Genomic DNA, 23,448 nt, shown 5'->3' with positions numbered 1-23,448 from the left:
CGAGGACGTCCGCATGGCTGCCGGCTGCGAACCATGCCCGGACCCGCCGTCACCTCGGGCAGGTCCATCAGCCACGCGAAAGGTGAACATGCTTACTCGCAGGACCGTCATCGCCCTCTCCGCCGTCCTCGCGGCGGTCTGCTCCGCTCCCGCGCTCGCGGCGGCCTCCGCCACCGATACGCCGCCGCGGACCCTGCCGGCCATGGAACGCGGGGGACTGAGTGCGATCGGACTCACCTCCGACCAGCGGCTCGTCGAATTCGACGTCGACAGGCCGTCCAGGACGTCGGCCGTGGGCCGGGTATCCGGCCTCCAGGGCGACACCAAGATCGTCGGCATCGACTTCCGCGTACAGAACGAGAAGCTCTACGGAGTCGGCGACCGTGGCGGCGTTTACACGCTCAGCACCACCAACGCCGGGGCAACGAAGGTCTCCCAGCTCACCGTCGCCCTCTCCGGCACGTACTTCGGTGTCGACTTCAACCCCGCCGCCAACCGGCTGCGCGTCATCTCCGACACCGGCCAGAACCTGCGCCACAACATCGACGACGTCACCGCACCCCTGGGCACCACCACCGATGGGACGCTGACCACCCCCACAACCCCGCCCTCCACCGCCCTGGGCGTGACGGGCGCCGCCTACACCAACAACGACCTGAACGCCGCGACCGCGACGACCCTGTTCGACATCGACACCATGGCCGACCGGATCTCCCTGCAGTCCCCGGCCAATAGCGGCGCCCTCGCCCCCACCGGGAACCTCGGCGCGAACGCCGGCCCGGAGGCCGGCTTCGACATCTACTACAACGCCAGGACCGGCACGAACAAGGGCTTCGCCGCCCTCGGCACGGGTAGCTCCTACGGCCTGTACGAGATCAACCTGCTCACCGGCAAGGCCGCCGGCCGGGGCGCCTTCCCGGGCAGGCAGCAGGTCACCGACATCGCCCTGCCCCTCAGCCAGGAGCGGTAGCCCGAAACGAGGACTCGGCGAGACCGCTGGGGGGCGGCCCCGCCGAGTCCTCGCGGGAGTGCGGATGCCGAAGGTGGTTCGTCCGGCCGGGGTGCCTCGGGGACGCAGGGCGGGCGTCCGGAACGGGCCGCGGTCCAGTGGTGGGGCTACTTCGGCATCAGGACGGTGTCGACGATGTAGACGTTGGCGTTGGCCGTCTTGACGTTGCCGCAGACCACGTTGGAGGTGCCGTTGACCTTGTAGGACTCGCCCGAGCCACTGGTGGTGAGCTTGCTCTTCTCCAGCGTGTCGAAGGAGCCGTTCTCCAACTGCCGGGGAGCGAGCGGCTGGCCGACGACGTGGTACGTGAGGATCTTGGTCAAGGTGGCCTTGTCGGCGAGGACCTTGTCGAGGTCAGCCTTCGGGATCTTGGCGAAGGCGTCGTTGGTCGGCGCGAACACCGTGATGTCCTTGGCGTTGTTGAGCGTGTCGACCAGGCCGGCCTGCTTGACGGCGGCGACCAGGGTGGACAGCGCCGGGTTGTTGGACGCGGCGGTGGCGACCGGGTCCTTGGCCATGCCGTCGAAGGAGCCCGCGCCCTCGGTGGGAACGCCGGAACAGGCCGGGCCGAACGGTGTGTCCATGGCCGTGGAGGCATCCGGCGTCGCCGCCTGCGAAGCAGCCGAAGTGCTGCCGCTCTTGTCCGCCGAGGATCCGGCAGCGGAATCGCTGCCCGAGTCGGAGCAGGCGGCCAGAGCGAAGGGCAGGACTGCCGCGGCGGCGGCAGCGAGTGCGGTACGGCGGAAACGAAGCGTGCTGGACATGAGGATCTCCTCGTGTGTTTCTGGCGTTTCAAGAAAAATCAGAAGCCTGGGGGCGGAAAAGGTCCGCGGACGTCACCCGTGGGCTCCTCACACCCGGCATTCGCTGTGCTCCGTCCGGCGGATTGGTCGCGCGTCGGGATCAGCGGGTTTCCGCTGCCGGAACGGGGAACGGGAGGCCTCGTGGGCCGGGCGCCGCGAAAGGACTCCTGTCCGGCTTGACCACTCCTGCGACCTTCCGGACCGTGGTTGCGGCGGCTGGGCGGTCGAAGCCGGTTTCACTCGATCGGATGGCGCCGGCGGTACGGCGTTGTCGCACCGGAGCAATCCGTACAAAGGTCCGCTACGAAGAAGATGCAGGACAGAGCAACCATGACCGGCCCCCGACCACGGGCCGGTCTTTCTCTCGGCGACGGCGAAAGAGCGGTTGATGGCATCGAGGCACATGTGCGGGCGCGGCTGCCGAGCCGTCGGGTCACAGCCCGGCTCCGGGCGACACGGGAGGGGATGCCGGTGACGCAGCCGCTGCGGTTCGAAGGCGCGGACGCGGGCGGGTCGCGGCTGGAGGAGGTGATGGAGCGGGTGGGCCACGGCGACAAGGACGCCTTCACCGTCCTGTACGACGCGGTCGCCGCCATGGTCTTCGGGATCGCCGTCAAGGTCGTGCGGGACCGTGCGCAGTCGGAGGAGGTGGCTCAGGAAGTGATGATCGACCTGTGGCGCCAGGCCGCCCGCTACCACCCGGAGCAGGGAACCGTCAGGACCTGGGTGGCGATGATCGCCCATCGCAGGGCGGTGGACCGCGTCCGTTCCGCCCAGGCCTCCGCCAACCGCGAGTACGCCAACGCCGTACGCGACCAGCCCACGCCCTTCGACGAAGTCGCCGAGCAGGTCGAAACCCGCCTGGACAGTGAACAGGTACGCCGCTGCCTGCGCGGCCTGACCGAACTCCAGCGACAAGCCGTGACCCTGGCCTACTACCAGGGGCTGACCTACCGCGAGGTCGCGGACGCACTGCGCTCCCCGCTTCCGACCATCAAGACCCGAATGCGCGACGGACTGATCCGGCTGCGCGACTGCATGGGGGTGACCACATGAAACACGACGAAGACCTGCACACCCTCACCGGCGCGTACGTACTGGACGCACTCACCGGTGAGGAGCTCGAAGCCTTCGCCGCGCACCTCGGGCACTGCCCGGCCTGCACGCAGGAGGTCGCCGAGTTCCGGGCGACGGCCGCACGCCTGGCCGCGGCGGCCGCCCTGCCCGCGCCCGCGCCGATGAGGCAGGCGGTCGCGCACCGCATCGAGACCGTCCGCCAGTTGCCCCCGCGCACTCAGCCCCCTGCCCGCCTCACCACCGTTCTGACGCGCAGGGCCGGTCCCTTCGTCGTCGCCGCGAGCATCGCCCTCGCCGCGGCCTTCGGCGGACTCGCCGCCTGGCAGCACCAGCAGACCGAGCAGGCCCGCGCCCAGGCTCAGCAGGCCGGCCGGCAGGCCCAGGAGCTGGCCGCCGTCGTGGCTGCCCCCGACGCCCGGACCGTGCACGGACGCACCACCAACGGAGCCGCCACCACCGTGATCACCTCCGCACTGCGCGACAAGGCCGTCTTCGTCAGCGCGGGCCTGCCGACCCCGCCGGCCGGCAAGAGCTATCAGCTGTGGTTCGACGACCACGGCACCATGCGCCCCGCCGGCCTCCTCCCCGGCGACGGGTCCACCGTCATGCAAGGCGACCGTGGCAGTGCTCGCGCCGTCGGTCTGACCCTGGAGCCCGCCGGCGGCTCCCCGCAGCCCACCACGAGTCCTCTGCTCCTGCTCGCCCTCCCCGCCTGACCGTCCGCGCGGCCCGACGGCCGGAGCGGTGGCACGGCCGCTGTTCCGGGGGCGGCGGGTGCGCGGAGCCCCGTTCGGCCGCCTGCCGGGAAGCCCTCCCTTTCGGGGGAACAGGCGGCCTCGTGCCCAGCCCCTCCGCGCTCGTCCTGCTCGTCGGACGCGGACTGGCCGCCGTGGTACCACCTCGCCGACAAGTCCGGCTGGGTCGATGCCCGCTACGTCCACGCCCACGCCCACGCATGGGTGCGCTACTGCTGAACAGGGCGCCAGGCCGGGTCGGGATTTTCTGCACTCCGACCGTTTGGGCTCCCGGAGACCGGCCATACGAAGGGGCACGGGAGTCCGCGGCGGTGAGCGGCGCGGAGTTCCCAGCGGGCCCGAGCCGCGTGGTGGCATCCCCCCGCCATCGCGCGGCCGGGGCTCCATCAACCTCTCCGAAACGGTCCGCCTCTGACGGAGCCCCTGCACATCGAACACCGCGATCGGCGTGCAGGGGCTTTCTCCGCCGCGCCGCCTCAGGCTGCGAGAGCCGCAAGCAGTTCCGGGGTGGCGCCTGCATCAGTGAACCAAGGCGTGACCTGTGAGGGCGACTGGTGTCTGGTACGGAATCCGGCCATGGGGAGCTGAGTGGATCAGAGGATCACCCAAGAGGTGGATGAGGTCATTCGCCAGGCACCCGCGAGTGATCGCCACCCGCGGTACCAACCGGCATCCGCTGCTCGTCGCCTGCGCTCCGGCACGAAGGCAGGGGTCCACCTCGGCGCGTGGACGGGTCGGAGGCCGGGTGGCGAGTCCGCTCCGGCCGTCGGAGCCGGCGGTGCCATCCAGGGGCGGATTCGTGCCGTGTCCTCCTCTTGGCCGACATTCTTGTAGTGCGAGGAGCACTCTGCGTGTACCGTCAAAGCCAGCTGTCATGGTTCCGAAGTACCGGTCGCCCGTGAGTGCAGGATTCACGGGCGATTTTGCTGTTCACAGTCTCTGAGGACCAGGGCGATCACCTCCGGCTCCCGCATGGTGCGGGATCGGTTTCTAGTCCCTTGGAGGACACATGGCTACCGGAACTGTGAAGTGGTTCAACTCGGAAAAGGGCTTCGGCTTCATCGAGCAGGAGGGTGGCGGCCCGGACGTCTTCGCCCACTACTCGAACATCGCCGCCCAGGGCTTCCGTGAGCTCCAGGAAGGCCAGAAGGTGAACTTCGACGTCACCCAGGGCCAGAAGGGCCCCCAGGCGGAGAACATCACCCCCGCCTAAGCCTTTCCTCTTCATGGGGGGCGCCGCGGTAGCGACGCTCCTGTAGGAAGCCCGGCCAGCCTCGTTTGCTGGCCGGGTTCCTGCGTTCGCAGGCGCGTGAGCTCCTGGCCCCCGCTTCCCTGCTGCCGGCCCGCGCCGGCATCCGGGCATGCGCCCCGCCCGCCGCCGCGTCTGCCCGCTTTGGGAGCCGACACCTCGGGCCGGCAGCTCGCCTGCCACCCGCGGGCGGCCCTGCCACACGCGCCCGAAAATCGGTGGAGCCGTACTCCCGTGGGCCGTTAGCGTGTTCTCGCCCGCAGTCGCCCCCGGCAAGGACGTGCCGTTGTACACCAAGTGAGTCACCCCGAGCGCTGAACCGTCGCGCGTCGCACCTGTGCGCCGTGCTCCTTTTCGCTGCGGTCTTCTCACTGGAACCGGTGTATCTCCATGTCCAGAACCTGGGTGGTCGTTCCCACCTGCCTGCCGATCGTTCTCCGCCGTTGCCACAGGTGCCCCTCCGGGCGCTTCTGGGAACGCGGCACCTTCCGAGTCAACGCGCACCACAAGCTCCTCGACCCGGGTGTCTCGGGCCGAAGTGACCGGCCCGCCTGGCAGTCGCCGTACGGTCCGCCGTCGCACCGGACCCGCCGCGGCCGGTGGGCCCCCGTGCCGGGGGTGGCCAATCCCCGCTCCACCTTGCCGCGCGAGTATCTGTGCGGCCCGTGCGACTGATCGCCGAAGGAGGCTACTCACCGTGGGGAACCTTGTGCCGACGGCCCGCCTGAACGGCTGGCTTTAGGGCGCTTCACCTTTGTGTTCAGGGGGCTGAGCCCTCCCAACGCGAACCCCTGCCCAGCGGAATCCGATCCGCTGGGCAGGGGTTCGCGGCGTCCCGGCGGGGTGGGGTGGTTAGCCGGCGGTCGGGGTGAGGGTGGTTTTGCGGGCCGCCTGCAGGGCTTCCTTGTGGAGTTGGGAGGCCTGGTCGCGGAGGGATTCCATGCCCGGGGTGGTGGCGGCGAGGGTGAGCTCGCGTTCGATGACGGTCAGGTCGGCCTGGAAGACGTCGGCCAGGATGCGGGTGAGGTAGGCGGTGGAGTGGTCCCAGCCGTGCCGCGGGGCGCCGGGGCCGTAGCCGCCGCCGCGTACGGTGACCAGTACGGCGGGCTTTCCTTCCAGGATCGGGTTGGGGCCGCCGGCTCCGGTGATGACCAGGTCGACCCAGGTCTTGAAGTGCTGGGAAACCCCGTAGTTGTAGAGCGGTACGGCCAGTACGACCGCGTCGGCGTCGGTCAACTCCCCGGCCAGGCCGGCGGCCAGGGCGAGGGCTTCGCGCTGGGCCGCGGTGCGGTCGGGTTCGGGGGTGGAGGCGGCGACGGTGGCCAGGGCCCAGGCGTCGGCGGGAAGCGGGTCGGTACCCGGGCGTCGGCGTACGACGGGCTCACCGGGGTGGGCGGCGGTCCACTCGGCCTCCACCAGGTCGGCGATCTCGGCACTGGCCGAGGCGTCGGGGAAGAGGCTGAAATCCAGGCGCAGCAAGCTCATGACTGTATCTCCGCAGGTCAGCGGGATGTTCATCCCGGCGGCATCGTGGCGGTGCATCCGCACGCCAGCATAAACGGACTTTACCCCGTTTACCGTTCCCGTTGTAGCGTGGATGCTGTGAATCGATTCGTCCTGCCCGTGGGAGCGCCCCGCGCCGAGCGCGCCGACGCCGTGCGCAACCGCCTTCTGCTGCTGTCCACCGCCCGGGAGCTGATCGCCGAACACGGCGTGGAGAAGCTGACGATGGACGGCCTGGCCGAGCGTTCCGGCCTGGGCAAGGGAACGGTCTTCCGGAGGTTCGGCAGCCGGGCGGGGATCTTCCAGGCCTTGCTGGACGACGACGAACGCGCCCTCCAGGAACAGGTGCTGTCCGGTCCGCCGCCGCTGGGACCGGGAGCGGGCCCCGTGGAGCGGCTGGTCGCTTACGGCCGGACCCGGATCGACTTCCAGCTGAGGCACTACGCCGTCGCCCGCGCCGCCCTGGACGGATCCCGGCCGGTACCGGCCGGCGAGGGCACGATCTCCCGGGTCCACATCCGCATGCTGCTCGGGCAGGCGGAACTCCACGGCGCGGACCTCGACATGCTGGCCGTACAGCTCACCGCCGCCCTCGAAGGCCCCTTCCTGCTCTACCTGACGGCTTCCACGGAGGAAGAGCCCACCGATCACGTCGAGCGCATGGCCCAGGCCTGGCAGGACCTGGTGGAACGCGTCTGCCGGAGTTGAGCGCGGTCTCCGGGGGGTGCGAGGTGCGGACCGGCCCGTTACTGAGGTTTTCTGTTCGGCGTCGGGCAGTGACGGTTCATGGTCCCTTCGGTATGACGGCAAGCGGTCCGGACCTGCCCTCGGACCGGACCGCTCGCACCGGGTGCTACTCCTCGCTAGGCCTCCCGGCCCGCTGCGTGGAAGTTGATGCGTTCCTTGATGACGGGGAAGCCGGCCTTGGTGAAGTTGGCGGCCATGGGGAAGTTGCCCTGGTCGGTCGATCCGGTGACGACCTCCGCGCCGTGCTCGACGAGGAGGTGGGTGCACTCCGCGAGGAGGTCGTAGGCGTAGCCGTGACCGCGCTGCTCCGGCAGGACTCCGATGAAGCCGATGGTCGGGCCGGAGGGGTTGTGGGCCGGTATGTGGATGCCGGCCAGGTCGCCCTCGGGCGTGTGCGCGATCTGCCACCACTCCCGTGGGGAGGGGCACCAGTGGAGGAAGTCGAGTTCCTCCTGGGCGGCCTGGTCGAGACCGCCCTCCTCGATGGCCCTGAGCGCGTGGGCGTCCAGGGTGACGGAATGGATGCGGCGAAACGCGTCGAAGAACACGGCGTCGTCGGGTTCGGCGCTGAAGCGCAGGCGTCCGGGCCGCTCGGGCAGACCTTGCTCCGGGGTCCAGCGGTACAGGAAGCGTTCCACCAGGAGTTCGTACCCAGCGGCTCGTGCGGCGGCGAAGCGCGTCTCGGCGCCGGCCCGCAGTTCGGGGTCGTCCCGCCAGCCGCTGGGCAGGTTGATCTCGAGTTCGACCTGCCAGGGAGCGGAGCGCAGGAGTTCGGCTCCGGCCTCCTCCTCCCCCTCGGCCACGTCGAACCAGTTGATGTTGACGGGCTCCGAGTCGTCGGGGCCGCCCCACCAAGCGCCGCGTGCAACGACTTCGCCATCGCGCAGGGCGACGCGCTTCCAGTGGGGGCGGAACCGAGTACGCCGATGACCCTCACGGGCGCCCAGGGGGTCGGGAAGTGCGTCAAAGAGATGTGCGTCGCTCGCGGAGAGCGTACGGATGACCAGATCGGTCATGGATTCCTCCGGGATACAGGCTGCTTGGAGCGCCCCCGGTCAGAACTGAGAAACCACGCCGGGATGCTGGAAGAGGGAGCGCTGGAAAGGTGTGAACCACACGGCACTCGCCTCCTTCCGTTCATCTCAGGGCGTGGAGCCACACGGTACGTGATCTTCCGCGGGTCCGTCCACGGATTTCTGCCGTCGCCACCGACAGCGGTCGGGCAGTTCGCCGGCCCACTCGAGCGAAGGGCCTCCATTCCGCCCTCGCGCCAGGCACGGCGCCGGTTCCACCGATCGGACACTCACCCGCAGATCCTTCGCGATCACCACGGTCTTCTCACCCACCACGAACCGCACACCGTCATACCGCAGGGATCATGACCCGTCACCACCCGACGACAACCCGGAAACCTCAGTAGTTCGTGACACCGGCGCGCGGATCCGGGGCGCCGTCGAGGAGCTCCCGTACCAGTGCGCCGACCTGGTCCGTCTCCAGCAGGAACCCGTCGTGCCCGTACGGGGAGCTGATGACCCGGACTCCGTCCGCGGTCGGGATCCCGTGCGCCAGTTCCTCCTGCTGTGCCAGGGGGTAGAGGCGGTCGGAGTCCACGCCGGCCACCACCGTGCGGGCCCGTACCCGGCCGAGGGCCGCGCGCGGGCCGCCCCGGCCCCGCCCGATGTCGTGGGTGTTCATGGCCTCGGCCAGAGCGACGTAGCTGGCCGCGTCGAAGCGCCGGGGGAGTTTGCGGGCCTGGTGGTCGAGATAGGACTCGACGCGGTAGCGGCCGCCGAGCCGGGGCTGCTCTCCCTCCTGGGCCTCGTGGCCGAAGCGGGTCTGCAGTTCCCCGGCCGACCGGTAGGTGATGTGCGCGATGCGGCGGGCGATGCCCAGCCCCGCGTGCGGCCCCCGCCCGGGCCCGGCATCGTGGTAATCGCCGCCCCGCCAATGGGGGTCGGCGCGGATGGCGTGGATCTGGGTGGTGGCCCACGCGATCTGGTCCGCGCTCGCCGCCGCGGGGCAGGCGAGCAGCAACAGCGCCGCCACGCGCCGGGGTTCACCGACGGCCCACTCCAACGCCCGCATCCCGCCCATGGATCCCCCGATCACCAGGGCCCAGCGGTCGACGCCGAGTGCGTCCGCGAGCCCGGCCTCGGCACGGACCTGGTCGCGTTGGGTGAGGCGCGGGAAGGAACCGCCCCAGGGGCGCCCGCCGGGGCCCGGGGAGGCGGGCCCCGTGCTTCCCTGGCAGCCGCCCAGGACGTTCGGCGCCACCACGAACCACCGGTCGGTGTCGAGCGCCCGGCCCGGGCCGACCAGCGCGTCCCACCAGCCGGAGGTCGGGTGACCGGGCCCGGCGGCGCCCGCGACGTGGCTGTCGCCGGTCAGCGCGTGCAGGACGAGGACCGCGTTCGAACGGTCGGGTGCGAGCCGCCCCCAGGTCTCGAACGCCAGCCGCACCTCCGGCAGCACACCGCCCGCCTCCAGCGCCAGCGGTTGCGTGCGCCGGTGCCACTTGCGGCGGCCCGGCGGGTCCCCCTCCCGCCACGCGCCGGTGGCCGGAGGGAGGGCCGCGGTGTCCGGGGCCGCTGTGGCGGGGTTCAGGACGCTTCCTTCGAGGCGCGGAAGCCGGCCTCCAGATCGTCCTTCAGGTCGGCGAGGTTCTCGATGCCGACGGACAGGCGCACCAGCCCCGGGGTGGTGCCGGTGGCGGCCAGCTGCGCCTCGTCGAGCTGGCTGTGGGTGGTGGAGGCGGGGTGGATGACGAGGCTGCGTACGTCGCCGATGTTCGCGAGGTGGCTGAACAGCTCCAGTCCGTCCACGAAACGGCGGCCCGCCTCGACGCCACCCCGCAACTCGAACGAGAGCACGGCCCCGGCGCCGCGCGGCAGGTAGCGGCGCGCCGCCTCGTACCAGCGGTTCGACGGCAGGCCGGGGTAGTGCACCGCCGAGACCTCGTCGCGCTGTTCGAGCCACTGGGCCAACTCCTGGGCGTTCGACGAGTGCCGCTCCAGGCGCAGGCTCAGCGTCTCCACGCCCTGCAGGAGCAGGAACGCGGAGTGCGGCGCGATGGCGGGACCGAGATCGCGCAGCAGCTGCACGCGCAGCTTGACCGCGAACGCGCCCGGTCCCAGGGCGGACCAGTAGCGCAGGCCGTGGTAGCTGGGGTCGGGTTCGGTGAACCCGGGAAAGCGCTCGGGGTGCGCGCCGAAGTCGAAGGTGCCCGCGTCGACGACCACCCCGCCGAGGGTGGTGCCGTGTCCGCCGAGGAACTTGGTGGCCGAGTGGACGACGACGTCGGCTCCGTGCTCGATGGGGCGCAGCAGGTACGGCGTGGGCACGGTGTTGTCGACGATGAGCGGCAGGCCCGCCGCGTGCGCGACGTCGGCCACGGCCCGGACGTCGAGGACGTTGCCGCGCGGGTTGCCGAGGGTCTCCGCGAACAGGGCCTTGGTCTGCGGCCGTACGGCGGCCCGCCAGGCGTCGAGGTCGTCGGGGTCCTCGACGAACGACACCTCGATGCCGAACTTCGGCAGGGTGTGCCGGAACAGGTTGTACGTACCGCCGTAGAGGGAGGCGCTGGAGACGATGTGGTCGCCGGCCGACGCCAGGTTCAGGATCGCGAGGGTCTCCGCGGCCTGCCCGGAGGCGAGGGCGACGGCGGCGACGCCGCCTTCGAGGGCGGCGACGCGCTGCTCCAGGGCGTCCTGGGTGGGGTTGTGGATGCGGGTGTAGATGTTCCCGGGTTCGGCCAGGGAGAAGAGGTCGGAGGCGTGCTGGGTGTCGCGGAAGACGAACGAGGTGGTCTGGTAGATCGGGACCGCGCGGGCGCCGGTGGCCGGATCGGGAGCGGAGCCGGCGTGGAGCTGCTTGGTCTCGAAGGACCAGGCGGGCGTCGCGGATCCGGCGGGCTCGCTCTCGGGGGTGTGCCCTGCGGTGACGGCGTCGATGGGCTGGCTCATGGGTCTCCTCGGAGGTGCGGGTGACTCGGAGGTGCGGAACGGTGCGGTGGCAGCGGTGGCAGGCGGCCGTTGGTACGCGGAAGGGAGGCGCGGCACCCTGCGGGCCGGTACGGGTACGGGCGCGGGGGAGCCGGTGTGGGCGGCAGCGCGTCGGGGCTCACCGTGGAGCGAAGGCCCCGGCACCGGACGGCTCCCGCCCGACGGCTCCCGCCCGGCGGCCGTTGCGTCCAGGCAGGACGGGACGGCGTACGACGGGTACGCGGGAGCGAGCGGTGCGAGGTGCGTGGTGCGGGAGGGGAAGCGCGGGCTGTGCCGCGCGGCGCCGCGTCAGCCGGTGACGGGACAACCCGTGGTCGTGACGCGCGCGTAGTCGACGTGGCGACGGGTCACGAGTACGGTCATGGGCCCAGGGAACCACAGGCGGGGCGGGGCGCACCAGGTCTTCCGGTCAATCCGGTCAGATGTGCCGGCGCACCCCGGGCGGGGACCACGGGTCCGCCGGCCACTCGCTCGGGCAGTCCCGGGGCTGCCCAACTCCGTTGAGTGTCGGCCGATATGGCGGACACCGAGGCCCGACCTCGGCAGCTCAGGCACCACCCTCGGCGGTTCAGGTGCCCCCTCGGCGGTTCCGGCCTCGGTCAGGCCTCGCTCAGGCCTTGATCAAGCCTCGCTCAGGCCTCGATCAGAGCGTCCACGACGGCCCTGGCGACGCGGCTCGCGCGCTCCGGTGTCCAGTGGGACGGCTCTTCCACTGATGAGACGTAGTAGCCGCGGGTCAGCAGTGAGAGGAGGTCGGCCGCGAGGCCGGCGTCGGGTACTCCCGCGGCGATGGACGCCTCCAGGAACTCCTGGCGCGATTCGCGCGGCTCGTGGTGGTCTACGCCGCCCGGGTCGGAGTGTGCCGACGAGAGCATCTCGATCCAGAGCGAACGGAGCAGCAGGTCTTCCGGCTCCGTGCTGAGGTGCCATTCCACCGTGGCGCGCAGCCGGTCCGGGCCGGCCAGTTCGCCCAGGTGGGCCTCCAGGTCGGCGCGCCAGCGGGATTCCGCGGCGCGCACGGCGTTGGTGATCAGCTCGGTGCGGGTGGGCACGTAGTTGGTGACCATGGCCGTGGACCCGCCGAGCTCCTTGGCCACGGCGCGGATGGTGACGGCGCGCGCACCGTCCCGGGCGGCGACCGCGAGGGTCGCGTGGGCGATTGCCTTGCGGCGCTGGACTTCGTCGACGTCGATCGGCATGGAAGCAACCTAGCTCAGAGGGGGTTGACGCTGAACTCATCTAAATGCAACGCTGTTATATCACGTTGTTTTCTAAAGGTTTGCTTCCATGGAGGGCTTCATGAACCTTGCCGTCCGACAGGTCACGTCGGAACCCGTCCCTCCGTCCGCACGGCAGCACATGGTCCGGATGCGCGACGGCGTGCGGCTGGCCACCGACGTGTACGCCGCCGCCGGGGGGTCGGCGCCGGCGCCGACCGTCCTGGCCCGCCTGCCCTACGACAAGAACAGCCGGTACGTCTTCTTCGACCGGATCGCGGAGCGGTTCACGGCGCGCGGGTACGTCGTGGTGGTCCAGGACGTCCGGGGCAAGTTCCGCTCCCAGGGCCGGACCCTGGGCTGGACCGGAGAGGTCGACGACGGCTACGACACCCTCGACTGGATCACCCACCAGCCCTGGTCCGACGGGGTCGTGGGCATGTTCGGCGACTCGTACTACGGATTCACCCAGTGGTCGGCGGTCTCCAGCCAGCATCCCGCGCTGCGCGCCATCGTCCCCCGGGTGACCTGCACCGCGAACGCCCCCGGCGTCGCCGCCTACGACTCCGGCTCGGGCCGGCAGCCCCTGTGGCTGGAGGGGGCCACCTATCAGGCGCAGGTGTGGACGGACAACGACACCTACGAGTTCGACGTCGATCTCACCCGGCGCCCGATCGTCGCCGCCTACGAGGAGGCGTTCACCGCCATCGGGAAGCGTTCGGCCGGCTTCGACCTCATCGTCGGCGGCATCCCCCTCGCCCCGTACAACGGTCCGCACCCCTACGACGCCCGCCCCGTGCCCGTGCTGCACTGCGTGGGCTGGTTCGACAACCTCGGCATCGCGCACATGCGCGACTACACGGAGCTGGCCGAGCGCCCCGGGTGGGCGGCCGTCCAGTACCTGGTCGCCGACACGATCGACCACGAGAACTACTTCCTGGAGGACGCCCCGGCTACGCCCGAGACCGACCACGGGGAAGGCGATGCCGCCCTTGAGCGCATGCTCGATTCCTACGCCGGGACCGCGATCGAGTTCTTCGACATCTTCCTGAAGGGCGCCGCACGGCCCGACTCCCTGCCCCGGGTGCGCTGGAAGCTCGGCCACGAGGGCTGGCGCACCGCGGAGACCTGGCCGCTGCCCGAAGCCACGTCCGCCGAGCTGTACTTGACGGATCCGGCCGAGGCGGCCGGAACGGTCCCCGGGGGCAGACTGGCCCCGGGCCAGGCCGGCCCGCCGCAATCGGCCCGGTGGCGGTACGACCCCGACGATCTCGTGCCGTCCGCCGCGGCCGACACCTTCCTGCAGTTGCGCGACCACGCCGACGAGCGCCGCACCCTCGACCGGGACGACGTCCTCGTGTTCACCGGCCCCGCCTCAGACCGGCCGCTGGACCTTGCCGGCCCCGTACGCGCGGTGCTGCACGTGGACAGCACGGCGCCCACCTTCGACGTGTTCGTCCGTCTCCTCGACCTGGCCCCGGACGGCACGGCGCGCCTGATCGTGCGCGGCTGCGCCCAGGCCGACAGGGCGGGCGAGCTGGACATCACCCTCGGGCACACCGGCTACCGGGTGCGCCCGGGGCACCGTCTCGCGCTGATGATCGCAGGCAGCGACTTCCCGAACCACCTGCCCAACTCCGGTTCGCTGGAGAGCCCTTGGCTGACGACCTCGCCCAAGGCGAGCCTGCAGACGCTGCGGACCGGCTCCGCCCACCCTTCCCGGCTGTGCCTGACCGTCCTGCCCGACGGCTCGGCCGTGCACCACCCGGCCGTGCACCACCCGGCCGCGGAGCGGCTCCGCCGTGAAGGGGGCGGTCCGAGATGAGCCTGCGATTCGCCACCACCCGGCTGGGCATGCTCGTCGTGACCGTGCTCGTCTCCAGCCTGGCCATCTACGGCGCGATGTTCCTCACTCCCGGCGATCCGGCCACGCTGCTCGTCGGCGGCAGCCGGAACCCCGACCCCGCGGTGCTGGCCCAGATCCACCGCGAGTACCACCTGGACGACCCCTTCATCCAGGGCTACTGGCACTGGCTGAGCAACTGCCTGCAGGGGGACTTCGGGAAGTCCCTCGTCTACCGCGACTCCGTCGCCGGACTCATCGGCGCCCGCGCCGGAGACACCCTCGCGCTCGTCTCCTACGCCTCCGTCCTCGTCCTCGTCGGCGGCACCGTCATCGGCACCGTCGCCGCCCTGCGCGGCGGACGTACGGAAACCCTGGCCACGACCCTGACGGCGGGTGCGATGGCGGTACCGACCTTCATCATGGCGGTGCTGCTCATCTGGCTCTTCGCCGTGCAGCTGCCGTGGTTTCCCGTCTACGGTTCCGGCGAGGGCTTCGGCGGCACCCTCACGCACCTGACGCTCCCGGCCGTCGCCCTGGCGCTGACCTGGATCGGCTACGTCGCCCAGGTGACCCGTACCGCCGTCCGCGCGGAGATGCGCTCCGAGCACGTCGAGACCGCCCGCAGCCGCGGCGTCCCCGAGCGCACGGTGATCAGGCGGCACGTGCTGCACAACGCCTCGGGCCCCGTCTTCGCCGTCTCCGGCGTCGGCGTCGCCGGGCTCATCGCCACCGCGGCCGTCGCCGAGCAGGCGTTCGGCACCGGAGGGCTCGGAGCCCTCATGATCGAGGCCGCGTCCAAGCAGGACATGGCCGTCGTACAGGCCGTGTCGCTGGTCTTCGTGGTGGTCTTCGTCGTCCTCAACACCACCGTCGACCTGGTCAGCGCCGCGCTCGACCCCCGAACCGCGCAGAAGGGGGTCCGATGACCACCGCCCTGTCCACCCGTACGGTGCCCGCACGGCGCACCGGCCCCCCGCGCGACCACCTGACGCTCGCGGCGGCCTGCGTCGTCGCCCTGTTCGTCCTGCTGGCCGTGCTCGGCCCCCTGCTCGCCCCGCACGACCCCAATGCCGTCGACCCGCTGAACGTCAACGCCGGACCCTCCGCCGCCCACCTCCTGGGCACCGACGACACCGGACGCGACCTGCTGTCCCGGCTGATCGCCGGAACCCGCGCCAGCCTCTGCGCCCCCGCCGTCGTGATCGCCGTGTCCACCACGCTCGGCACCCTCCTCGCGCTGGCGGCGGCGTGGTGCGGAGGCCGGCTCGACCGGTTCGTCTCCGGAGCCCTGGACATCGTCTTCGGCTTCCCGGGGCTGATCATGGCCGTCCTCGTCGCCGCGGTCTTCGGCGCCGGACTCGTCGCACCGATCGTCGCCCTGTCGATCGCCTACCTGCCCCTGATCACCCGTGTCGTACGGTCCGCCGCGATCAAGGAGCGCCACCTGCCCTACGTCTCGGCGCTCCAGCTCCTCGGCGCGCCCACCGCCCGCATCTGGCTGCGGCACCTCCTGCCGAACCTGCTCCCGCTCGTCCTGGTCCAGGCCACCATCGGATTCGGCTACGCCCTGCTCGACGTGGCGGCGATCTCCTTCCTCGGACTCGGCAGCCAGCCCCCGGACCCGGAGTGGGGACTCATGGTCTCCAACGGGGCCCCCTCCATCCTCGCGGGACAACCAGAGCAGTCGCTGTACGCGGGCCTCGCCATCCTGGTCGTCGTCATCGCGTTCAACCTGCTGGGGACGGGCCTGTCCCGACGTCTGCTCGGAGAGAACGCATGACTTCCACACCGCTGCTGAGGATCGACGCGCTCGGCATCGACCTGCCCGTCGACGGGGCCGCCCGCACCGTCGTCCACCGCGCCGATGTCGCCATCCACGAGGGAACGGCCGTCGCCCTGGTCGGCGAGTCCGGATCCGGCAAGTCCCTGACCGCCCGCGCCGTCATGGGGCTGCTGCCCCGGACCGCCCGGATCCACGGAGACGTGCTGTTCGCGGGGGAGTCCGTCCCGCGGATGAGCCCCGAGCGCCTGCGCGCCTTCCGCGCCGGCGAGGTCGCCATGGTGTTCCAGGACCCCCGCGCCCACATCAACCCCGCCCGCAGCGTCGGCGACTTCCTGATCGAAGGACTCACCACCACACGCCGCGTGCCGGCCGCCGAGGCGGTCCGGAAGGTCACCGGAATCCTGCGGGAAGTCGGCATCGCCGATGCCGACCGGCGCATGCGCCAACGGCCCCACGAGCTGTCGGGCGGTCTGCTCCAGCGGGTGATGATCGGGGCCGCGCTGGCCGCCGAACCACGCCTGCTCCTCGCGGACGAGCCGACGACCGCCCTCGACGTGACCACGCAGGAAGAGGTCATGGCCATCATCGGCGAGGCCCGCGAAGCCCGCGGGCTGGCCATGCTGTTCATCACCCACGACCTGGAACTCGCGGCAGCCGTGTGCGACCGGGTCGTGGTCATGTACGCGGGCTCGACCGTGGAGGAACTCCCCGCCGGCCGCCTGCGCTCCGGCGCCGCCCACCCCTACACGCGCGCCCTGCTGGCCTCCCGTCCCTCGGTCTCCGACACCACCGCGGAACTCCGCTCGATCCCGGGCAGACCCCTGTCCGGCTTCGAAGCGCCCGACGGATGCGCCTTCGGGGAACGATGTCCGCGCGTACGGGACCTGTGCCGCAGCGACCGACCGCACCCGAGCACCACCGCCGACGCCACGGCGGCCTGCCACTTCCCGCACACACCCTCGACCGAGGAGGCCGGTAGCCGTGCTTGAGGTACGCAACCTCCGCAAGGAGTTCGGTGACTTCGTCGCCGTGGACGACGTGACGTTCTCGCTCCCGGAGCACGGTTCCCTGGCGATCGTCGGCGAGTCGGGATCGGGCAAGACGACCACCGCCCGCATGATCGCCGGGCTCGAAGCGCCGAGCGGCGGACACGTCGTCGTCGACGGGGACGAGCGCCGGGCCGGGCGGGCGCGTTCTCGCGAGCGCCACGTCCGTGGCCGGCAGATCCAGATGGTGTTCCAGGACCCCTACTCCTCCCTGGACCGGCGTCAGCGGGTCGGGGACGCCGTCGCCGAGGCGGTCGCGCTGCACCGGCAGCTGCCCGCCGACCGGCTGCGCGCCCGGGTGACCGAACTGCTCGACATGGTGGGCCTGGACGAGCGGCAGGCACGCTCGCTGCCGAAGGCCCTCTCCGGCGGACAGCGCCAGCGCGTCGCCATCGCCCGCTCCCTGGCCGCCGAACCACGGGTACTGATCCTCGACGAGGCCATCGCCGCCCTGGACGTGTCCATCCAGGCGCAGGTACTGGCCCTGCTCGCCCGTATCCGTGCGGACACCGGCACCGCCCTGCTGTTCATCACGCACGACCTCGGCGCCGTCCGGCACATCAGCGACGACGTCCTGGTGATGCAGGCGGGAAGGGTCGTCGAACAAGGCCCGGTCGCGAGGGTCCTCGGCGCTCCGCAGGCCCCGTACACCCGGCGCCTCATCGACTCCATCCCGAAGCCGGGCTGGAAGCCGCGGAGGATGGCGGACAGGGCTGCCGCCCCCTGACGTCCCGCGTGCCACGCGGCGCACAACGACGAAGACGCCCGCCCCGGTGAGGGGGCGGGCGTCTTCGTCGTTGTGCACCCGGGTTCGTGCGCTCGGGTTCGTGCGCCCGGGTCCCGGTATCGGTGAGGCCTTCCCCGGCGAGGTTCCAGGCCCCCGGCGAGCCGTGCGGCGCGCTGGAGGAAGCGGGAAACGGCGTGCCCCGGCGGTCTGGGAAGACCGCCGGGGCACGCCGTTGGTGTGCCGGGGACACGGGTCGGTCAGCCGGTCGTTGCCCAGGAGAGGGTCGGCCGGGTACGGGTGGCCCGGGTCTCGATCGCCGTGGCGACGTGCAGCAGCAGGTCCTCCTGGAAGCGGCCGCCGATCAGCTGTACGCCCGACGGCAGCCCGTCGCGCAGGCCGGTGGGCACGGAGATGGCGGGGAACCCGAGGACGGGTACGGCCTGCATCGGCCACTGTGAGGCCAGCAGTTCGCCCACCCGGGCGTCGCCGGCGAGGTCGGCGTCCTGCTCGAAGGGCGGCTCGGCGCAGACCGGCGTCAGCACGACCCGGTCCTGGCCCAGGAACTGCTGGAAGCGGCTGATGAGGGTGCCGCGGCGGGCGTACCCGCGGATGTACTCGGCGAGGGTGGGCTGCGCGCCCCACATCTCCGCGGCCGCGGCGAAGCAGGACGCGAGGGAGACGCGTACGGCTTCGTCGCCGAACATCTCGATCTCGGACATCATCGTCTTCAGCTCCTGGTAGATCAGGAGCGACCACAGCCGGGCGGCCTCGCCGAGAAGAGGAAGCTCGATCTCCTCCACCTCGTGGCCGGCCTCGCTCAGCCACCGGGCCGCGTCGTCGATGGCCGCGTCGACGGAGGGGTGCGGCTTGGTGCCTCCGACGGAACGGACGACCGCGACCTTGACCCGGCCGGGGGTGCCCAGCGGCGGCCGCACCGGGAGGCCCACGGGGTCGTTCAGATCCGGGCTCACCATGGCGTGCAGGCCGAGCCGGACGTCGTCGACGGTCCAGCCGAGCGCCCCGTGGACGGCCATGGTCTGGAAGGACAGCGGGCTGTCGAACTCCTCCGCGCCGCGCGGCTCCACACCGGAGACGAGTCCCATGGTGGGGCGCAGGCCGACGGCGCCGCAGCAGTACGCGGGGAAGCGGACGGAGCCGCCGATGTCGTTGCCCTGCGCGATGGGGGTCATGCCGGCGGCGACCGACGCGGCGGCGCCTCCCGAGGAGCCGCCCGGCGTGCGGGTGGGGTCCCAGGGGTTGAGGGTCGTGCCGTGCAGTTCGTTTCCGGTGAACCAGCGCACGGCGAAGGCCGGGCTGTTGCTGCGGCCCAGCAGGGTCGCCCCCGCGTCGCGCAGGCCGGCGATACAGACGGCGTCGTCCTGGGCGACGGCGCCGGCCCAGGCGGCGACCCCGTGCGAGCTGGCGTACCCGCGCTGCGAGGTGTTGATCTTGGTGGACACCGGGACGCCGAGCAGCGGGGGCAGTTCTCCGCCCGCGGCCACCGCGGCGTCGGCGGCCGCCGCCTGGGCGAGGGCTTCCTCGGGCCGGATGTCCACGAGGGCGTTCAGCGCGGGGTTGGTCTCCTCGATGCGTGCGAGGAAGGCCTGCGCGACCTCGGTCGCCGAGAAGGTCTTCGCGCGGATGCCGGCGGCCAGTTCGGCGGCCGAGTGGTCCCACAGGGGGGTGCCACCGGTGGTGTCGGTCATCGTCGTCTCCTGATTCGAAGGGGTGGCGGTCACTTGGCGGTCCCGCCGAGGTGGGCGGCCCACGGCATGCCCATGTACGCGAAGGAGGTCGGCGCACCGCTGATGCGCTCGTTCATGAACATCCGCTCGTGCGTGGTCGCCAGGAACACGGCCGGGGTGGTGGGGGTGAAGAGGGCCTGGGCCTGCGCGTACGCCGCGGCCGAGGCAGCGGGGTCGGAGGAGGTGCGGGCCTGGTCGAGCAGCCGGTTCACGTCGGGGTTGTCGTAGCCGGTCCAGTTGAAGATGCCGCGGGGGGTGACGCTCTCGGCCACGTAGGACGCCGGGTCGGGCATCGTGACGTAGCCGAAGGTGAGGATGAGGTCGAGGCCCTTGCGGACCGAGGGGTCGTAGAAGAGCGAGGACATCTCGGTGGGCTGGAGCTGCTTGATCTCGATGTCCACGTCGATCTTCTTCGCCGCGGCCTGGATGAAGGTCAGGGCCTGCAGCGAGCGCTGGTCCCCGGCGGGAATGGCGGCCACCAGCGGACGCCCGGCCGGGCGGGCCCGTGCGACCAGTGCCTTCGCCTTCTCCACGTCCGGCCGGGGGACCTCGGGCAGCGCCGCGTAGGCCGCGTCGAACTGGGCGGCGGCCTTGTCACCGCTCCAGGTCAGGGGCGGGACGAGGGACTTCAGGGTGGTGGCGTCGCCCCCGAAGACGTGTCTGATCAGCGCGTCGCGGTCGATGACCAGGGACAGGGCGTCCAGGAGCTTCCGGTCGGCCGCGGGCGACTCGGCGTTGCCGGGGATCAGCAGGACGTTCTGGGTCGACGGGCCCAGGTGCACCTCGCCGTTGTCCGCCCTGGCGAGCGCGGTGGCGCTGCTGGGCGGAAGTTCGTACGTGCCGTCGATCTCGCCGGACAGCAGGGCGCTGGTCAGCGTGTTGTTGTTGGTGATGAACCGGAACTCGATCTGCTTCACCTTCGGCTTGAGCCCGGTGTCCCAGTACGCGTCGTTGCGTTCCAGGGTGATGCCGGTGCCGGACTTCCAGGACCCCAGCTTGAAGGGCCCCGTACACATCAGGCCGCCTTTGGGGCTGCCGTAGGCGGCGCCGGCCTTCTCGGTGTACGCCTTCTGGCCGACCGCGCCGAACGACGTGGACAGGGCCTTGGGGAGGGTCTGGTCGTACTTCTCGGTCCGCAGTGTCACCTGGTGGGGGCCGGTGGCCTCGATCGAGGTCACGGCGGCCAGGTAGTTGCCGTAGAGGGCCTGTGTCCTCGGGTCCCGCTGTCGCTCCAGGCTGTGGATCACGTCCACGGGGGTCATGGGCGAGCCGTCCCAGAAGGTGACGTCCGGGCGAAGGTCGAGGACCAGGTTGTGGTCGTCGGTCCAGGCGACCTTCTGGGCGAGGCCGGGGCTCAGGGAGAAGTCCGCGTTCATCCGGGTCAGGGTGTCGCAGAGGTTGGCTTCGACCGTCTGGGGCGAGTAGTCGCCGATCTTGGCCGGGTCGAGGGTCGTCGGTTCGCCGTAGGGCAGGGCCCAGGCGATCCGGTCCACCTCGGAGCTGCCGGGCGCCGTGGTGGTGGTGAGACGTGCGGCCGAGGCCGTGGGGGTTGCGCCGTTTCCGGTCGTCGAGCCGCTACATGCTGTGGCAGCCAGCAGTCCTGCGCTCGTCAGCACGATCAGCACCGATCTTTTCGCAGCCATGGCTGATGCTCCTTGCCGAGGGGAGTGAGAAGGAGGGGGACGCTCGACACGGGGGGTGTGGGGGAGGCCGCCCGCGAGCCGTCATAAACGAACGTCATATAACGTTGTTGCATGTCACGCTTGCATCTGGTGAGCTAGGGCGTCAAGAGCAAGGCGCGACTCTCTCCCGGATCGGGCATTCGCCCCGTCTGGCCCGGCCCGGCGCCGCGATCGGCCTGACCGGCGGCGATGTCGCGCGGCCCCGCACCCTCGGTCGTCGACCGTGCGGGCCCGTCGTGCTCCCTCACAGAATCGGAGAACCGCCATGTCCTTCACTCCCGCCCTCGACTTCGCGTTCGAGATCCGGGCCGAGGTGGCCGACACGCTGCACATCGGCCACGGCGACGGGGAGGTCGCCGAGTTCACCCCCATCACCGGGGGCAGCGTGGACGGGCCCCGCCTGCGGGGCAAGGTCCTTCCCGGGGGAGGCGACTGGAGCAGTACGCGCGGGGCGGTGTGCGAGCTGGAGGCCCGCTACCTGCTCCAGGCCGAGGACGGCGCCGTGATCGACATCGTCAACCGCGGCTACTACAGCCCCAAGGCCGACACCCCGGACCAGTTCGACGGGGAGCTCCAGGTCTCCGAGGCCGGGCACTACTACCGCACCTCGCCGGTCTTCCGTACGGATGCCCCCGCCCACCGCTGGCTCGCGGAGACGGTCTTCGTCGGGCTCGCCCGCCCGGACGGCGACAATGCCGTGGTCATTCGCATGTACGCGCTCAAGTAGCGGGCCCGGCCCGATCGGCGGGGACCCCCTAGGACAGGGACCGCCAGGCCCCGACCAGGGCCTGGCGGAGCACGCCGATCTCCTCGGCGCTCAGGTCGGCCACCATGCGCTCCTCCAGGAGGCGGGCCGGCTCGGCGTACTCGGCGAGCAGTCGCCGCCCGGGGTCGGCGAGCAGGATGAGGCGTTCGCGGCGGTTGGCGGGATTGGGCTCGCGCCGGATCAGTTCGCGGCTCTCCAGTGCCCGGACCATGTCGGCCATCGACTGTGCGGTGACGAACGAGTCGCGGGCGAGCTGTGCGGCGGAGATGCCGTCGTGCCGCTCCAGCACCGTCAGGGCGGTGTACTGCAACGCCGTGATCCCGGCGGGCCTGACCAGCTCCTCCAGGCGGGCGCGGACCGCCAGCTCCGTCCTCTTGAGCAGGTAGAGCAATGAGGTGCTCACGTTCGTCCTCCCGTGGTGGTGACAGGACGCCCAGACTAGGGCATTGACAGGAATCCTGTTGATTGCACAGACTGACGTTCATCAGGATTCCTGTCGATCCCGGCTCGGGCCGGCACCTCGGTGTATCCCCTTCCCCCCTTCCCGTACCTACGAGAGGCCCCTCTCATGAATCTCCACGGCAAGGTCGCCGTCGTCACCGGCAGCGGACGAGGTCTCGGTCTGGCATACGCCCGGGCCCTCGCCGCGGCAGGCGCCGCCGTCGTCGTCAACGACGTCGACCGGGCGGTCGTCGACGCCGCCGTCGCCTCGATCACCTCCGAGGGCGGTACGGCGACCGGCGTCGTCGCGGCGGTCGGCGACAGCCGATCGGCGCAGCAGCTGGTGGACACGGCGGTCGAGGAGTTCGGCCGGCTGGACGTGCTCGTCACCAACGCCGGCATCCTGCGCGACCGGGTGCTGTGGAAGATGACCGACGAAGATTTCGACGACGTCGTCCGCGTCCACCTGCGCGGCACCTTCACCTGCGCCCGTGCGGCAGCCGTCCGCATGCGCGAACAGGGGACCGGCGGCCGGCTCGTCCTCATCTCCTCGCCCGCCGGACAGCGCGGCAACTTCGGGCAGACCAACTACGCCGCCGCCAAGGCGGGCATCGTCGCCATGGCCCGCACCTGGGCCATGGAGCTGGGCCGCGCCGGCATCACCGTCAACGCCGTCGTGCCCGTCGCGGCCACCGAGATGACCAAGTCCATACCGGCCTTCGCCCCGCTGATCGAGGAGTCCGAGCGCACCGGCGAGCCGCTGCCCGACTGGCTGCGCAAGGACGAGGGTCTCGGCACCGTAGAGGACGTCGCCGCGCTCATCGCCTTCCTCGCCTCGGACGCCTCCGACGGAGTCACCGGACAGGCCATCGGCATCGGCGGCGACCGGCTCGCCCTCTGGACGCACCCGCAGGAGAAGGCGGTCGCCTTCGCCGGCGGCGGCTGGAGCGCCGACGCCATCGCCGCCGAATGGCCGGGCGGCGTCGGAGCCGAGCCCGAGACCTACGGCATTCCCGCGCCCCAGATCCCGGGGGCGTGAGATGGGCGCCCT

Annotated in this window: 21 protein-coding genes; 12 read left to right on the top strand and 9 right to left on the bottom strand. The window is 71.4% G+C overall.

The window, feature by feature from the left end:
• Positions 1-88 precede the first annotated feature (88 nt).
• Positions 89-970 (top strand): DUF4394 domain-containing protein, encoded by an 882-nt coding sequence (locus OG276_RS03210; RefSeq protein ID WP_266902493.1) that lies wholly within the window; start codon positions 89-91, stop codon positions 968-970.
• A gap of 146 nt (positions 971-1,116) precedes the next feature.
• Here OG276_RS03210 and OG276_RS03205 read toward each other — a convergent pair whose 3' ends face one another.
• Entirely contained in the window at positions 1,117-1,773 is a 657-nt protein-coding gene (locus OG276_RS03205) for a fasciclin domain-containing protein (protein ID WP_266902491.1), read from the bottom strand.
• Between the two features lie 570 nt (positions 1,774-2,343).
• Here OG276_RS03205 and sigK point away from each other — a divergent pair.
• From sigK to OG276_RS03190, 3 genes are all read left to right on the top strand, one after another.
• Entirely contained in the window at positions 2,344-2,868 is a 525-nt protein-coding gene (sigK, locus tag OG276_RS03200) for an ECF RNA polymerase sigma factor SigK (RefSeq protein ID WP_266912497.1), read from the top strand.
• Positions 2,865-3,605, top strand: coding sequence for an anti-sigma factor (locus OG276_RS03195; protein WP_266902489.1), 741 nt, complete (start codon positions 2,865-2,867; stop codon positions 3,603-3,605). Before sigK ends, OG276_RS03195 begins: the two co-directional genes overlap by 4 nt.
• Before the next feature lie 1,048 nt (positions 3,606-4,653).
• Positions 4,654-4,857 (top strand): cold-shock protein, encoded by a 204-nt coding sequence (locus OG276_RS03190; RefSeq protein WP_114041062.1) that lies wholly within the window; start codon positions 4,654-4,656, stop codon positions 4,855-4,857.
• Positions 4,858-5,745: 888 nt separating this feature from the next.
• On the opposite strand, the gene OG276_RS03185 is transcribed toward OG276_RS03190, so the two are convergent.
• Positions 5,746-6,378 (bottom strand): FMN-dependent NADH-azoreductase, encoded by a 633-nt coding sequence (locus OG276_RS03185; RefSeq protein ID WP_266902483.1) that lies wholly within the window; start codon positions 6,376-6,378, stop codon positions 5,746-5,748.
• Between the two features lie 117 nt (positions 6,379-6,495).
• Here OG276_RS03185 and OG276_RS03180 point away from each other — a divergent pair, with 117 nt between their 5' ends.
• A complete protein-coding gene (locus OG276_RS03180; RefSeq protein ID WP_266902481.1) occupies positions 6,496-7,104 on the top strand; it encodes a TetR/AcrR family transcriptional regulator in 609 nt (202 codons plus the stop codon).
• 155 nt (positions 7,105-7,259) lie between these two features.
• Here OG276_RS03180 and OG276_RS03175 read toward each other — a convergent pair whose 3' ends face one another.
• From OG276_RS03175 to OG276_RS03160, 4 genes are all read right to left on the bottom strand, one after another.
• Positions 7,260-8,159, bottom strand: a complete 900-nt coding sequence (locus tag OG276_RS03175; protein ID WP_266902479.1) for a GNAT family N-acetyltransferase — start codon at positions 8,157-8,159, stop codon at positions 7,260-7,262.
• A 397-nt stretch (positions 8,160-8,556) separates the two neighbouring features.
• On the bottom strand, positions 8,557-9,747 hold the full coding sequence (locus tag OG276_RS03170; protein WP_266912495.1) for a homoserine O-acetyltransferase: 1,191 nt from the start codon (positions 9,745-9,747) through the stop codon (positions 8,557-8,559).
• On the bottom strand, positions 9,744-11,105 hold the full coding sequence (locus tag OG276_RS03165) for a bifunctional o-acetylhomoserine/o-acetylserine sulfhydrylase (protein ID WP_266902477.1): 1,362 nt from the start codon (positions 11,103-11,105) through the stop codon (positions 9,744-9,746). The genes OG276_RS03170 and OG276_RS03165 overlap by 4 nt, the downstream gene beginning before the upstream one ends.
• A 671-nt stretch (positions 11,106-11,776) precedes the next feature.
• The gene (locus tag OG276_RS03160) at positions 11,777-12,343 is read right to left on the bottom strand and encodes a TetR/AcrR family transcriptional regulator (protein ID WP_266902475.1); all 567 of its coding nucleotides are present in this window, start codon (positions 12,341-12,343) and stop codon (positions 11,777-11,779) included.
• A gap of 100 nt (positions 12,344-12,443) precedes the next feature.
• Here OG276_RS03160 and OG276_RS03155 point away from each other — a divergent pair, with 100 nt between their 5' ends.
• The 5 genes from OG276_RS03155 to OG276_RS03135 are packed head-to-tail and all read left to right on the top strand — an operon-like array spanning position 12,444 to position 17,763.
• Positions 12,444-14,186, top strand: a complete 1,743-nt coding sequence (locus OG276_RS03155) for a CocE/NonD family hydrolase (protein WP_266902473.1) — start codon at positions 12,444-12,446, stop codon at positions 14,184-14,186.
• The gene (locus OG276_RS03150) at positions 14,183-15,133 is read left to right on the top strand and encodes an ABC transporter permease (protein WP_266902471.1); all 951 of its coding nucleotides are present in this window, start codon (positions 14,183-14,185) and stop codon (positions 15,131-15,133) included. The genes OG276_RS03155 and OG276_RS03150 overlap by 4 nt, the downstream gene beginning before the upstream one ends.
• Positions 15,130-15,987 (top strand): ABC transporter permease, encoded by an 858-nt coding sequence (locus OG276_RS03145; protein WP_266902469.1) that lies wholly within the window; start codon positions 15,130-15,132, stop codon positions 15,985-15,987. Before OG276_RS03150 ends, OG276_RS03145 begins: the two co-directional genes overlap by 4 nt.
• On the top strand, positions 15,984-16,979 hold the full coding sequence (locus OG276_RS03140) for an ABC transporter ATP-binding protein (RefSeq protein ID WP_266902467.1): 996 nt from the start codon (positions 15,984-15,986) through the stop codon (positions 16,977-16,979). The genes OG276_RS03145 and OG276_RS03140 overlap by 4 nt, the downstream gene beginning before the upstream one ends.
• Complete coding sequence (locus OG276_RS03135) at positions 16,972-17,763, top strand: ABC transporter ATP-binding protein (protein ID WP_266902466.1); 792 nt, start codon at positions 16,972-16,974, stop codon at positions 17,761-17,763. Before OG276_RS03140 ends, OG276_RS03135 begins: the two co-directional genes overlap by 8 nt.
• A gap of 257 nt (positions 17,764-18,020) precedes the next feature.
• Here OG276_RS03135 and OG276_RS03130 read toward each other — a convergent pair whose 3' ends face one another.
• Both OG276_RS03130 and OG276_RS03125 read right to left on the bottom strand, forming a co-directional pair.
• On the bottom strand, positions 18,021-19,469 hold the full coding sequence (locus tag OG276_RS03130) for an amidase (RefSeq protein ID WP_266902465.1): 1,449 nt from the start codon (positions 19,467-19,469) through the stop codon (positions 18,021-18,023).
• A 29-nt stretch (positions 19,470-19,498) separates the two neighbouring features.
• The gene (locus OG276_RS03125; protein WP_266902463.1) at positions 19,499-21,151 is read right to left on the bottom strand and encodes an ABC transporter substrate-binding protein; all 1,653 of its coding nucleotides are present in this window, start codon (positions 21,149-21,151) and stop codon (positions 19,499-19,501) included.
• Between the two features lie 304 nt (positions 21,152-21,455).
• Here OG276_RS03125 and OG276_RS03120 point away from each other — a divergent pair, with 304 nt between their 5' ends.
• Entirely contained in the window at positions 21,456-21,917 is a 462-nt protein-coding gene (locus OG276_RS03120; RefSeq protein ID WP_266902461.1) for a DUF3237 domain-containing protein, read from the top strand.
• A 28-nt stretch (positions 21,918-21,945) separates the two neighbouring features.
• Here the strand turns inward: OG276_RS03120 and OG276_RS03115 are convergent, their stop codons facing one another.
• A complete protein-coding gene (locus tag OG276_RS03115; RefSeq protein WP_266902459.1) occupies positions 21,946-22,359 on the bottom strand; it encodes a MarR family winged helix-turn-helix transcriptional regulator in 414 nt (137 codons plus the stop codon).
• Positions 22,360-22,524: 165 nt separating this feature from the next.
• On the opposite strand from OG276_RS03115, the gene OG276_RS03110 reads away from it, so the two are divergent.
• Positions 22,525-23,436: an SDR family NAD(P)-dependent oxidoreductase gene (locus OG276_RS03110; RefSeq protein WP_266902457.1), complete on the top strand. Its 912-nt coding sequence runs from the start codon at positions 22,525-22,527 to the stop codon at positions 23,434-23,436.
• Positions 23,437-23,448 lie beyond the last annotated feature (12 nt).

It is taken from the genome of Streptomyces sp. NBC_00086, from assembly GCF_026343255.1.
Taxonomy (GTDB): domain Bacteria; phylum Actinomycetota; class Actinomycetes; order Streptomycetales; family Streptomycetaceae; genus Streptomyces.
Note: the sequence above shows the minus strand (reverse complement) of the source record. Positions and strands in the feature narration are given on the sequence as shown.

What these genes read in the sequence shown, in the direction of transcription:
- OG276_RS03160 (WP_266902475.1), bottom strand. Translation starts at nt 12,343, where the DNA reads ATGCCGATCGACGTCGACGAAGTCCAGCGCCGCAAGGCAATCGCCCAC.
- OG276_RS03195 (WP_266902489.1), top strand. Translation starts at nt 2,865, where the DNA reads ATGAAACACGACGAAGACCTGCACACCCTCACCGGCGCGTACGTACTG.
- OG276_RS03125 (WP_266902463.1), bottom strand. Translation starts at nt 21,151, where the DNA reads ATGGCTGCGAAAAGATCGGTGCTGATCGTGCTGACGAGCGCAGGACTG.
- OG276_RS03190 (WP_114041062.1), top strand. Translation starts at nt 4,654, where the DNA reads ATGGCTACCGGAACTGTGAAGTGGTTCAACTCGGAAAAGGGCTTCGGC.
- OG276_RS03140 (WP_266902467.1), top strand. Translation starts at nt 15,984, where the DNA reads ATGACTTCCACACCGCTGCTGAGGATCGACGCGCTCGGCATCGACCTG.
- OG276_RS03175 (WP_266902479.1), bottom strand. Translation starts at nt 8,159, where the DNA reads ATGACCGATCTGGTCATCCGTACGCTCTCCGCGAGCGACGCACATCTC.
- sigK (WP_266912497.1), top strand. Translation starts at nt 2,344, where the DNA reads ATGGAGCGGGTGGGCCACGGCGACAAGGACGCCTTCACCGTCCTGTAC.
- OG276_RS03185 (WP_266902483.1), bottom strand. Translation starts at nt 6,378, where the DNA reads ATGAGCTTGCTGCGCCTGGATTTCAGCCTCTTCCCCGACGCCTCGGCC.
- OG276_RS03150 (WP_266902471.1), top strand. Translation starts at nt 14,183, where the DNA reads ATGAGCCTGCGATTCGCCACCACCCGGCTGGGCATGCTCGTCGTGACC.
- OG276_RS03120 (WP_266902461.1), top strand. Translation starts at nt 21,456, where the DNA reads ATGTCCTTCACTCCCGCCCTCGACTTCGCGTTCGAGATCCGGGCCGAG.
- OG276_RS03110 (WP_266902457.1), top strand. Translation starts at nt 22,525, where the DNA reads ATGAATCTCCACGGCAAGGTCGCCGTCGTCACCGGCAGCGGACGAGGT.
- OG276_RS03155 (WP_266902473.1), top strand. Translation starts at nt 12,444, where the DNA reads ATGAACCTTGCCGTCCGACAGGTCACGTCGGAACCCGTCCCTCCGTCC.
- OG276_RS03205 (WP_266902491.1), bottom strand. Translation starts at nt 1,773, where the DNA reads ATGTCCAGCACGCTTCGTTTCCGCCGTACCGCACTCGCTGCCGCCGCC.
- OG276_RS03145 (WP_266902469.1), top strand. Translation starts at nt 15,130, where the DNA reads ATGACCACCGCCCTGTCCACCCGTACGGTGCCCGCACGGCGCACCGGC.
- OG276_RS03165 (WP_266902477.1), bottom strand. Translation starts at nt 11,105, where the DNA reads ATGAGCCAGCCCATCGACGCCGTCACCGCAGGGCACACCCCCGAGAGC.
- OG276_RS03130 (WP_266902465.1), bottom strand. Translation starts at nt 19,469, where the DNA reads ATGACCGACACCACCGGTGGCACCCCCCTGTGGGACCACTCGGCCGCC.
- OG276_RS03210 (WP_266902493.1), top strand. Translation starts at nt 89, where the DNA reads ATGCTTACTCGCAGGACCGTCATCGCCCTCTCCGCCGTCCTCGCGGCG.